This is a genomic window from Hyphomicrobium sp. CS1GBMeth3 (assembly GCF_900117455.1).
Lineage (GTDB): Bacteria > Pseudomonadota > Alphaproteobacteria > Rhizobiales > Hyphomicrobiaceae > Hyphomicrobium_C.
Genome location: NZ_FPHO01000002.1, coordinates 1,509,320 through 1,520,001, shown reverse-complemented (window position 1 = coordinate 1,520,001; position 10,682 = coordinate 1,509,320). Strand labels below are relative to the sequence as shown.

Annotated in this window: 10 protein-coding genes and 2 pseudogenes; 6 read left to right on the top strand and 6 right to left on the bottom strand. The window is 60.9% G+C overall.

Annotated features, from left to right (window positions below; all coding sequences use genetic code 11):
- Window positions 1-193, bottom strand: a pseudogene (locus tag CS1GBM3_RS07295) (phosphomethylpyrimidine synthase); the annotation flags it as partial.
- 620 nt (window positions 194-813) lie between these two features.
- On the opposite strand from CS1GBM3_RS07295, the gene thiS reads away from it, so the two are divergent.
- The 3 genes from thiS to lipA are packed head-to-tail and all read left to right on the top strand — an operon-like array spanning window position 814 to window position 2,791.
- Window positions 814-1,011, top strand: coding sequence for a sulfur carrier protein ThiS (gene thiS, locus CS1GBM3_RS07290; RefSeq protein ID WP_072393353.1), 198 nt, complete (start codon window positions 814-816; stop codon window positions 1,009-1,011).
- Entirely contained in the window at window positions 968-1,795 is an 828-nt protein-coding gene (locus CS1GBM3_RS07285) for a thiazole synthase (protein ID WP_072393350.1), read from the top strand. Before thiS ends, CS1GBM3_RS07285 begins: the two co-directional genes overlap by 44 nt.
- A 57-nt stretch (window positions 1,796-1,852) precedes the next feature.
- Complete coding sequence (gene lipA, locus CS1GBM3_RS07280) at window positions 1,853-2,791, top strand: lipoyl synthase (protein WP_072393347.1); 939 nt, start codon at window positions 1,853-1,855, stop codon at window positions 2,789-2,791.
- A gap of 56 nt (window positions 2,792-2,847) precedes the next feature.
- Here lipA and CS1GBM3_RS07275 read toward each other — a convergent pair whose 3' ends face one another.
- From CS1GBM3_RS07275 to CS1GBM3_RS07265, 3 genes are all read right to left on the bottom strand, one after another.
- The gene (locus CS1GBM3_RS07275) at window positions 2,848-4,311 is read right to left on the bottom strand and encodes a methyl-accepting chemotaxis protein (protein WP_083567220.1); all 1,464 of its coding nucleotides are present in this window, start codon (window positions 4,309-4,311) and stop codon (window positions 2,848-2,850) included.
- Between the two features lie 154 nt (window positions 4,312-4,465).
- Complete coding sequence (locus CS1GBM3_RS07270) at window positions 4,466-4,858, bottom strand: c-type cytochrome (RefSeq protein WP_072393344.1); 393 nt, start codon at window positions 4,856-4,858, stop codon at window positions 4,466-4,468.
- A 64-nt stretch (window positions 4,859-4,922) separates the two neighbouring features.
- Window positions 4,923-6,647 (bottom strand): PQQ-dependent dehydrogenase, methanol/ethanol family, encoded by a 1,725-nt coding sequence (locus CS1GBM3_RS07265; RefSeq protein ID WP_072393341.1) that lies wholly within the window; start codon window positions 6,645-6,647, stop codon window positions 4,923-4,925.
- A gap of 628 nt (window positions 6,648-7,275) precedes the next feature.
- Between CS1GBM3_RS07265 and CS1GBM3_RS07260 the strand changes: the two genes are divergently transcribed.
- Window positions 7,276-7,512, top strand: a complete 237-nt coding sequence (locus CS1GBM3_RS07260; RefSeq protein ID WP_072393338.1) for a hypothetical protein — start codon at window positions 7,276-7,278, stop codon at window positions 7,510-7,512.
- Between the two features lie 19 nt (window positions 7,513-7,531).
- Window positions 7,532-8,101 (top strand): hypothetical protein, encoded by a 570-nt coding sequence (locus tag CS1GBM3_RS07255; RefSeq protein ID WP_072393335.1) that lies wholly within the window; start codon window positions 7,532-7,534, stop codon window positions 8,099-8,101.
- A gap of 2 nt (window positions 8,102-8,103) precedes the next feature.
- On the opposite strand, the gene CS1GBM3_RS07250 is transcribed toward CS1GBM3_RS07255, so the two are convergent.
- Complete coding sequence (locus CS1GBM3_RS07250) at window positions 8,104-8,736, bottom strand: NHL repeat-containing protein (protein ID WP_072393332.1); 633 nt, start codon at window positions 8,734-8,736, stop codon at window positions 8,104-8,106.
- 38 nt (window positions 8,737-8,774) lie between these two features.
- Window positions 8,775-9,995 carry a helix-turn-helix domain-containing protein gene (locus CS1GBM3_RS07245; protein WP_072393330.1) on the bottom strand — a complete coding sequence of 407 codons (1,221 nt, stop codon included), beginning with the start codon at window positions 9,993-9,995 and terminating at the stop codon, window positions 8,775-8,777.
- 126 nt (window positions 9,996-10,121) lie between these two features.
- Between CS1GBM3_RS07245 and CS1GBM3_RS20065 the strand changes: the two are divergent.
- Window positions 10,122-10,415 (top strand): annotated as a pseudogene (locus tag CS1GBM3_RS20065) (DUF899 family protein); the annotation flags it as partial.
- Between the last annotated feature and the right edge of the window lie 267 nt (window positions 10,416-10,682).

Genomic DNA, 10,682 nt, shown 5'->3' with positions numbered 1-10,682 from the left:
CCGTGTAGGGGCCTGAGGCGTCGTAGACCCTTACCGGGGCTTCGCCGCTCTCCGGTGTCAGCGTGATCTCGCGAAGCGGTACGGCGAGGTCGGGTGCGGCTTCCGGTGCGACGTAAAGCTTGCGCGAACTCGGGAGCGCGCCCGTGGTGACCTTAACGGGCGTCATGTCGGCCGTGCGTGTCGGCTTGTTCATCGAACGTGCGCTCCTATATGTTCCGCCGACTATCGCGTCGACAAGCGTGTTAGTCGGAGCGCAAAGCGCGTGCCAAGGACAACCGGCCTTTTTTGCAGGAATTTCCTGCGCAGCTCACCCGCTTGCGTCACGTGTTGCAGCGGACTGTCGCATTCGCGTTTCATAAGGACCGCGCGCTGGACGTTTGATTTCGTCCGTCGTTCCTCCACCGGGGCGCCCAGAGGAAGCAATGAAGGCAGGGGCAGCACGTTATTTCCGTCGAATGCACAGGGCTCGCACTCGGGTTCAATGAGCGGCGTTCGCTTGGCACGCCACTTGCTGGCGAAGAGCGCTGGGGCGTTTGCTGTCTCGCCTCATATTGTCGTTGTTGGGAGCCTGAAATACTTCAATATACTGAAGATGCAACGTTCTTCGAGACGAGCACGGCACGGTCAGGGTTCACGCAGCTGATTGCGAATTCGATGCTCGTTTCGTGGCCCTTGGGAAGGCTGCGAGGTTTTCCAGGGGGGAGGCGGCTCGCCTTACACCCTTCTCCCAATCGACGAGGCGAGCCGCCTCACGTTTTTTCCGTTTCCGATTGCTGTCAGCCCGCGCTGCCAGCGCGTTGACAGGATGACCCGATGCACTTGGTCGTGAACGGCTCCGATCTGATGGCCGACGTTTCCACGTTGTCTGAGCTTGTCGCAGCTCTCGGCTATGCGGGCACTGCCGTGGCGACGGCGGTCAATGGCGAATTCGTGGCAGCGGCGCGGCGTGATGTGGTTGGCCTCGCGGATGACGACCTTGTCGAGATCGTCGCAGCCCGGCCAGGAGGGTAGACTGGTGATTGTTTACGGACAAGAACTCGCGTCCCGCCTGTTGCTCGGTACTGCTCTCTATCCGTCTCCCTCGGTCATGGCTCAGTCGATCCGAGTCGGGAAGGCGGGCGCCGTGACAGCGTCGATCCGGCGCGAGTCCGTTGGTAAGGCTCAGACGTCGCGCCGCTTCTGGGACCAATTGCTGGAGCTGCGGCTGCCTATTTTGCCGAACACGGCCGGCTGCCAGACGGTGAAGGAAGCTGTCACGACCGCCCACATGGCGCGCGAGATCTTCAACACCATCTGGATCAAGCTCGAGGTCATCGGCGAGCAGGACACGCTGCAGCCAGATGTCTTCGGCCTCGTAGAAGCCGCGCGCATCCTCAACGAGGAAGGGTTTCAGGTCTTTCCCTACACGACCGAAGATCTGGTGGTTGCGGAGAGGTTGCTCAGCGCGGGCTGCCGGGTTCTCATGCCCTGGGGTGCGCCGATCGGCTCCGCGCGGGGCCTCAACAACGCCTACGGATTGCGGACCCTTCGCGCGCACTTTCCGGACATCCCGATCATCGTGGACGCCGGGCTCGGTGTTCCCAGCCATGCCTCGCAGGCCATGGAACTCGGATGCGATGGCATTCTGCTGAATACCGCCGTGGCCAAAGCGGTCGATCCACCGCAGATGGCGCTGGCCTTCTCGAAGGCAGTCGAGGCAGGGCGACTTGCCTTTCTCTCCGGCGCGCTCGAGCCACGTGACATGGCCCACCCATCGAGCCCGATCGTGGGTAGGCCGCTTCTGGCAGGTCAATGATGGGAGTTCGGGCGTCGATCATCGCAGCCAATTCAACTTAGACCCTTCCAGGTTCCTATGGTCACCCTCATAGATACGCTCAAGAATCGGCCTCGACATCCCGAGAAAGTGAAGCGGCCGGATTCGCCCCCTCCGCCGCGTCCGGACTGGATTCGCGTCACGCTCTCATCCGTCCTTGAGCTGAACCAGACGCTCTCCATCGTGCGCGAACACAGGCTCAAGACGGTCTGTGAGGAAGCCGCATGTCCCAATCTCGGCGAGTGCTGGTCGAAGCGGCACGCTACGCTGATGATCATGGGCGATACGTGCACGCGCGCGTGCGCCTTCTGCAACGTCAGGACGGGAATTCCGCGGCCATTGAACGATCATGAGCCGGAGGAGGTCGCGTCGGCTGTCGCCAAGCTGGGTCTCAGGCACGTCGTCATCACATCCGTGGATCGCGACGATCTCGCGGATGGAGGCGCGGAACATTTTGCAAAAACGATCGAGGCTGTACGCGCTCGCGCACCGGGCGCTACGATCGAGGTGCTGACGCCGGATTTTCTGCGCAAGAGTGGTGCGATCGAGGCGGTGATGTCTGCCCAGCCCGACGTATTCAATCACAACCTTGAGACTGTTCCATCGCTCTACCTCAAGATCCGTCCAGGCGCACGCTACTTCCATTCCCTTAGATTGCTGCAAATCGCAAAGGAATTAAACCCCGACGTTTTCACGAAATCGGGCATCATGGTGGGGCTCGGCGAAGAGCGAGACGAGGTTCATCAGGTCATGGATGACCTGAGGTCCACCGGCGTCGATTTCCTGACGATCGGCCAATACCTCCAGCCGACGCTCAAGCACGCGCCGCTCGTCCGCTATGTGACTCCCGAGGAGTTCGACGCCTACCGCCGGGTCGGACTGGCGAAAGGGTTCCTTCTAGTCTCGTCGTCACCGCTGACCCGCTCGTCGCATCATGCCGATGAAGATTTCGATCGCCTTCGCGCTGCGCGCAAGTGACAATGTCGCGCTGCCCCGTGTATAGGGCAAGCCGCGAGCTTCTTGAATAAGGCGTCCTAGGAGCGCCCCTCAGCGGCATAGGCAAGCCTTAGGCCGCCCCAATGACGGCCAGCGACGAGCACGGGGGACGACACGTCCATCATCGGGACTTTGCGACCTTGCCCCATGTCGCGCTGATAAGTCTGAACCAGGAACGGATCGCGATTGCTTCCGGCCGCCTTGCCGACTCGGTCATTGAAGATCCGCCGATTGCGGCAGTTGGCTGCGTTCCAGACCGGGTCCGAGCCTTGGGGTTGAGAGAACTTGCTGTTGTGCGTCGGGATGTACCCGTTCCTGTCTATGGGGACGCAGAAGACGACTCGATCGCTGAAGGACTGGGCATCCTCAAGCAGGTCGCGGAGGATGCGATCGAAGGCATCGACGTAGCGGGTATTGAATTGCTCCGGGTTGGTGCCGGGCACACGCACGTAGTCCGTATCGAAGACATCGTCCAAGGTCAGTGCGCCGTTAGCGACGGCCTCGTCGAGCTTTTTGGATACGAGGGCTGCGCGCCGCATCACCTCCTGAACAAAGGGTGTATCGGTGGACTGCATGCCGGAGTCGACGGTAATCGCTAGAAGCTTCTCGCCCGAACGCTCCAGCACCGTGAGGCGCTTGTCGATATGGGCGATGTTGAGCGCCGACTCTCCGAACCCGTTCGCGAGACGGTCGATCCCGTCCACGAGCATTCGCCCGCGCTCTTCGATGGCAGCGACGCGCGTCGTGATGCCCGAGGTTTCCTCCGCAATGCCAACGACAGTTGCTTCTATACCGTCGAACGTAGCGGCAAGGTGGGCGTTGCTGGTGCTCACGGCAGCGGCGATCTCGGCGCTGCACTGGCTTTGTTCGATCAGTTGTTGCACCTCGAGGGCCAGATCGTTCATCGTCAGCGCGATTTCGCGCGTAGCCGCTGCGGTTTGTCCGGCGAGCGCCTTGACCTCCGATGCAACGACCGCAAAACCCTTTCCCGCTGTTCCGGCGCGCGCGGCCTCAATAGTGGCATTCAGCGCCAGCAGGTTCGTCTGACTCGCGATTGCATTGATCCCGTTCGCGACCTTGCCCACCTTGCCCAGGGCCTCCTGCACGCCGCTGAGAAGGTTGCGTTGCTGCGAGACGGTACCGACGAGCGCGTCCACTCCGTCGATGGAGTCCCGGAGCTTTGCAAGAGACTGCGCAACCTCTGTCCGCGCGTCCTCGACGATCCTGAGACTGGAGGCGGCACCGTCGGCGATCCGCGCGTTGTCGGCGCCAAGCTCGTGCATCTCGGTTCGGATCTCCGAGAGCTGCCCGGCCTGCCTCTGCATCCGGTCAGCAAGCTCGCCCACGCTGCAGGCGACGTCCACGATGCCGTGACCCACTCCACTCGCTTCCGAGGCGAAGCGCCGGATGATTCCGCCTGTCGAAATCGAGCTTTCCGGCGCCGTGCCTTTGGAGCTATCGATGACCGGCTTTTCGATCGTGAGGTTGCAGGGCTTGTTCACTGTTCACCCGTCGAAAGACGCGCACCGACTCAGCCATCACACGGGAGCAATTCTCACCGTGGTCGGTCAATTCCTCCAAAGTCGAGTCTGTGTCGAATTTCACAGCAGCTGCGACTTTTACTCCGCACACAGCTTGAGCGCGTACAGCAGGAAGCTATTTCGATTTCGGCTTGGCGCGCGCGATCCCCTCCTGTCGAAGATAGGAGATGACCTGCCAGATTTCCGTTTCCGAATAGGTCCCCTCGAACCCGCCCATGAGGGTGCCAGGCCGCCCGTTGAGGATGATGTCGAACACGATTGTGTCGTCGGCTCCACCGTTGGGGCGGAACAGGCCCTCGATGAGGTTGGGTGCGCGGGCGCCGAGGCCGTTGGGGCCATGGCAGAAGAGACAGGTGTTACTATAGAGAGTCTTGCCGGCCTCGATCGCCGCGGCTTGACCTTCGAGCGGGTTCTTCTTCTCCGCAGCGTCGTCAGCAAATGTGTGCGCTGCGCCTGCAGCAAGTAGCAGTGCCGTCGTCATCGACAGCACAGCCGTCCATTGTTTCATCTTCCGGCGGCTCCTGGATCTGAGAGAAGTGGCACGTCGGCATAGGCCAACGTGCCGCTTGAGGCTATTTGCCCTTGTGGATTGCAAATACGAACAGGCTGCCGCCGAGCTGGCGTGTCTTGAGCCATTCGCCATAGACTAGCGGCCAGATGCTGCCGCCGCCCGGTCCCGCCAGGATGGCGACGTACTGGGTGTCACCCACCATGAAGGTCGTGGGGTTGGAGTGGATGCCCGTTCCCACATTGAACTCCCACAGCGTCTCACCCGTATCGTCCTTGATGGCGCGGAAGACACCTTCGGCATCGCCGTTGAAGACGAGGCCGCCGGCAGTCGCCAGCATTCCGCCCGTTGCGGGTGTATTCTGACGGCGGGACCACACCAGCTCACCCGTCGTGCCGTCGAATGCCTTCACATATCCGCCGCCAGGATTGAGGCGCAAAACGTCCGTTCCCAAGAACCACTGACCTGGTTTGAACTCCTGCTTCTTCGCGGCGAGGTCCATGGACATGTCGCGACCGGGAACATAGATGTACCCGGTTCTCTTGCTGTAGGCGGCAGGCACCCATTCCTTGCCACCGTCGAGAACGGGCGCGATGTCTTTGGTCTCCTTGCCGTAGGTCGGGATCTTGTTGGGATCGGCCTCCGGCCGGCAGTTATCACCCCAGCTCTTCACCCAATTGACCCGCTGCATTGCCGCGACCCAGTTGCAATTGTAGGTCTCCCGATCGATCGAGTAGAGATGCCCGTTCCGATCGGCGTGGAGCCACACCTTGCGGTTCTGCTTGTCGGTGATGAGGATGACCTCGTTGGTTCCGTCATAGTCCCACACATCGTGAGGGGTGTATTGGAAGTGGCCTTTGATCGCACCGGACTTCACATCGACTGCGATTGTCGATCCCGTATACAGGTTGTCGCCGGGGCGAACGCTGCCGTCGAAGTCCGGGACCGGATTGCCCACGCCCCAAAGCAAGAGACCCGTTTCTTTGTCATAGGACCCCGGGAGCCACGGCGTTCCACCCGCCGTCTTCCAGGAGTCGCCGCCCCACGTATTTGCAATCTCCTCCTTTCCCGTCACGGGAACGGTGTGTGTCTTCCAGGCTTCCTCTCCGTCGTCGCCATTTAGAGCGTAAATCGTGCCCGGGTTGGCGCCGACATCGCCACCCGAGTTTCCAATCAGGATCTTGTTGTCGACGACGACCGGCATGGAGGTGAAGATCTCGCCGGTCCTGTAATCGCCGAGCTTCGTTTCCCAAACGACCTCACCGGTGTGGTTGTCGAGCGCAACGACGTGTGTGTCGAGCGTCGCGAGAATTACTTTATCCTCATAGGCGATCACGCCGCGGTTTACGTCGCCGCAGCAGAGCTTCGGACCAAGATCGGGAGGGAGCTTGCGATCATAGCGCCAGAGAACCTTGCCGGAGACGCCGTCGATGGCGAAGACGCGGTTCTGGCTCGATGATACGTAAAGGCGGCCGTTCACAGCTGTAATCTGGGAATCTTGCGCGCCGAGAACGCCGAACGAAAGGTTCCATTTGGCGACGAGATCGCCGACATTCTCCGCGTTGATCTGCGAGAGAGGCGAATAGCGCGTGCTCTCGTAGTCGCGGCCATACATAAGCCAGTTGTTCGGATCCTTGTCCGCATTCAACAGCATGTCCTCGGTGACGTAGTACTCGACGTGTTTGCCATCGAGCGTCGAGACGCCGAGTGAAACCGCAGGTGACGTGCAAATGCTTATTGCTGCGTTTGCCAGCAATGCGCCCTTGAGGCTATTTCTCCAGCCCTTCATTTAAGTGTCGCTCCCTAACTGCTATGCTATTTTTGGGCGATCCGAGCGGATCGCCGTGAGGTCGGCAGCAGCTTGGGTGCAGCCACCATGCCAGAGATGGGAAGAATGTCCGGGCTGGGGATATCAATGACTTAGGCGCCGCCCTGCGGACTTAGCATGGGGAGGTGGCTGCCACACGTGTCGCGGCGGCAATACGCTCAGGTCGCGTAAGCACCTTTCAAAGCATGGTTTGCTTCGCGCGAAGAGCAAAGAGCAGGCAACATTTCATTGTTGCCACGCCTCCGCGCTTCGGCAGGGAGGCGCGACTGGCCCGGTTTGCAAACGCACGCGCGGTAAGGGTGCGAGCCAAACATCTAACGCGTTACAGCGGCGAAACTTTCCCGGGGGGACTGGGGGACGGAGGTTCAAATCCTCCCGCTCCGACCATTTATCTCAGAGACTTACACATCCCGTGTCTCAGGCACCCCAGACCGGTTCCCGAACGCGGCTATTGGGCAAAGCAACAGGCTGGCAGGATGTGTCCAAGAAGCCCCTGCCACCATTGAAGGCGGGTACGCCAGCGCGCGTCATCATACATCCCCCGAGCAAGCGGCCTCCGTCACCGGAGCCGCCACCTGTCCCAACCAGTGTGCGCGAAGCGATCGAAAACGAGCTGACGACAGGCAAGCCCATCATCGTTCCGGCAACGCTATCAAGTCCGCACCGGATTGTCGCGACCTGGCTGCAGGACGACCGGGAGAAGCGACGAGAGAGTCGCTACGATCCCTGGCGCCGCAATCTGTACAAGGCGATTGATGCAACCGATCTCGACAAACGCCGGATACGCATTCTGACTGGAGGTGCGCGGATACAAGCTCGTCGTTGACCAATACAATCGCCGTGGTGTGCAGATCGTGCTTGGCGATGAGAAGGTCGACCTGCAGCTGACCGAGCGCATTCAACAGGTTCGACGCAAACTTACCGAGAAAGAGAAAACGGACCGGGTCCATCTCTCCACGAGTGAGAGATGGACCCAGGAAAAAGTACCGACCGGCGAATTGGTCCTGACGTTCAAGAACCCTGACAGATACCACATGATGAAGGAGTGGCGGGAGACGCTGGATTCGCCGCTTGAGAAGAGGCTTGATGAAGCGGTCGCGGGACTCGCCGGAATATTCGAGGAACTTCGCCTTATCTGTGTTCACGAAGCCGAGGCACGAGCTAGGCAAGAAGAGCGTTGTCGCGCTGAAATGGACCGGAAGCGCGAAGCGATCCGATCCCGCCGACTGCTGAACCAATCCCAGAACTGGCAGACGGCTGCGGATCTTAATGAACAATCAGCTAAAGGAATGTCTCGGAACACGACCGCAAGTCCTCTAGCTTCGGACATGTGTCCTGGAGCCGGTTCAGGTCAACCGTACAGAGCTGCAGCGAATGCCTCGTGCCGCATGGCTCATTCGGCCGGAACGGCCTAGGACTAACGCTTGGGTTTGCGCACAGCTCTCACCATTCCGCCGGTGCCACCGCCGCAGAAGAAGAGATCGCCGCCATTGGATTCAAGGCCCGATACGCCAACACCTTGCGGCATCTCGATCAGCTCCAGCACTTCGCCCGATTGCGGATCGACCCGGCGAAGATCGCTTTTCTCTTCTTCCCAGGTGCCGTGCCAAAGCTCCTTGTCAATCCAGGTAACGCCGGTCACGAAGCGGTTCGAATCGATGGTGCGGAGGATCTTCCCGCTCTCCGGATCGACCTGATGGATCTTGCGGTTGCGATGCTGCCCGACCCAGAGCGAACCCTCGGCCCAGGCCATGCCCGAGGCGCCGCCGTCGGGCGTCGGGATGCATGACACGACGCGGCCGCTCTCCGGATCGACCTTCTGGATACGGTTGCCCGAAATCTGGAACAGGTATTTGCCATCAAATGCGGTTCCGGCATGCGCCGGGACATTGAGCGACCTCACTGTCGTGCCGCGCTCCGGATCGACTGCCTTCAACGTGTCTCCGGCTGCGATCCAGATATTGGTGCCGTCATAGCTCACTCCACCCACCTGATCGACATCGGGAAACGGGCCGTATTCGCGCACGATTTCCGCTGTTGAGCGCTTCATGGTTCACCTGCCTTCGCAAGATCCATCGTGCTCACAACCTAGCTGCTGGGCATCGCGGTCGGGAGTAACAAGCTTGTCGGGAATCCGGGCACGGGCGGCGCCATCCAGCGCCTCGCCCGCGCCTTGCCGACCGCCTGCACCTTTCCCGCTGCAAGAAGCTCATCCAGCGCGCGCTGCACGGTCCGCTGGCTTGCTCCGAGCGCCAATGCAAGCGCCGAGCTCGACCAGCTCTCGCCATCTCCGAGAAGTGCGAGTACATGTGCGTTGGCTTCGCCCGTCAGAGGGGCTAGCACCACGGGATCACGCGCACCACGCGGGCATAGCGAAAAGCCGTCGCTAGTCGCTTCAATGCTGGCGATAGTGCTGAGCAATTTCCGGAGCCTGCCGATCTCGACGCGCAGCCGCACGCGGTGCGATTCATCCACGTGCTTCGCGCCGAATGCGCGGGAGAGAAGCGTTGCCCGTGATGCGCCGCCGGGGGAAGCCTCGGCAAGGCTGCGCGCCAGAGCAAAGAGCACAGGCCGGGTCTCGAGTGGGATCACTTGTCCAGCTTGAGCAATGACATGGCGGCAAGCATCGATGACGAGCGCCTTTGATGCCAGCAGCGTTTCGACATCTTCGAGCCGGACCGTGTTCTGCTTGCCGCGGGCGATCATCCGCGCAGCAGGAATTTCGAGACTCTCGGCTGCGCTTTTGACCTCGGCAGCGAGCGATGCGATGCCGGTTTGACGCGCAATCGCGCTCGCCCGCTCCAGGGCGGCACGGGCCGCCTTGATGCGCAGCCGCCGCATGGCGATGCCGGCATTGACGAGTTCGAAAGACGCTCGTGATGCAGGTGACAGCGGCGCAGGATTAAATGCTGCGAGCAGGCGCTCAGCCTCATCCAGTCGTCCGACTAGAAGCAGATAGCGGGCTTTCAAATAACGTGCATGCGCGGCGTTGGCGTGATCTTCATGGCGACGAAGTACCTGAAAGGCATTGTCGAGCGGTTTCAGGGGTGAGCCGAGATCGCGGCAGACGAGGGCAATCTCGGCTTCGGCAGTGACGCACCGTGCGCGGGCGAGGGCTTCTCTCGGGCCGAAGGCACGGGCAGCCTGCCGCAGGAGCATCCTTGCTCTGGCAAGATCGCCAAGCTGGGCCATGGCAATGCCGCGCAGTGCGAGCGCCGGCGGATCATCGCGCAGGGCGATGTAGTTCAGGGCGCCAAGCGCATCACCCGATGCGAGCGCGCGGGCGCCTGCTGTGATCAGCGAGTCCATTCAAATCCCGACACACTTGTCACTCCCAGTGGGTCCGTGATGGCCAATATATCTACCTCACGATCAACGCCAGGGACATCACGGCCAATGCGGCAGTGAATCCCGGTCAACAAACGGAGACCCATCATGACGACGCATGCGATCGTATCACGGGACAAGTGGTTGGAAGCGCGGCGTGACCTGCTTGCCGTGGAAAAGGACCTGACGCACCGTAGCGACCAAGTGGCTGATCTGCGGAGAAAGCTGCCCTGGGTGCGTGTCGAGAAATCCTACGTATTCGACGGGCCAGATGGAAAAATATCGCTGGCCGATCTGTTCGCCGGCCGCAGCCAGCTTCTGGTGCAGCATTTCATGCTGGCACCGGGCTGGAACGAGGGCTGCAAGAGCTGCTCCTACATGGCCGACCATACGGACGGCATGACCGCAAACCATGCTGGCAGCAGAAAAAACGTTAGGTGGATCCGCACTTCTGTTCCGAAAAGGCGGACCAACGTGACCGACCAACCCATCATGGTGTTCCCTTCTCCTAGGTTCCGCCTTCAGCCGCGCCAAGCGCGACGTGCACTGATTGGACCGCCGGGACGAAACTAAAAATTCCCTTCAACCTTTTATGAAGTCCCCCAATTGGGGGATTTGGCCGTGGAGCCGACTTGGCGGACGTGAGCCGTACGGGAATTTTGACCCAAA

Bases quoted from the DNA above. Each gene is read 5' to 3' on its own strand.
- thiS (WP_072393353.1), top strand. From the start codon at position 814: ATGCACTTGGTCGTGAACGGCTCCGATCTGATGGCCGACGTTTCCACG.
- CS1GBM3_RS07285 (WP_072393350.1), top strand. From the start codon at position 968: ATGACGACCTTGTCGAGATCGTCGCAGCCCGGCCAGGAGGGTAGACTG.
- lipA (WP_072393347.1), top strand. From the start codon at position 1,853: ATGGTCACCCTCATAGATACGCTCAAGAATCGGCCTCGACATCCCGAG.
- CS1GBM3_RS07270 (WP_072393344.1), bottom strand. From the start codon at position 4,858: ATGAAACAATGGACGGCTGTGCTGTCGATGACGACGGCACTGCTACTT.
- CS1GBM3_RS07265 (WP_072393341.1), bottom strand. From the start codon at position 6,647: ATGAAGGGCTGGAGAAATAGCCTCAAGGGCGCATTGCTGGCAAACGCA.
- CS1GBM3_RS07250 (WP_072393332.1), bottom strand. From the start codon at position 8,736: ATGAAGCGCTCAACAGCGGAAATCGTGCGCGAATACGGCCCGTTTCCC.
- CS1GBM3_RS07245 (WP_072393330.1), bottom strand. From the start codon at position 9,995: ATGGACTCGCTGATCACAGCAGGCGCCCGCGCGCTCGCATCGGGTGAT.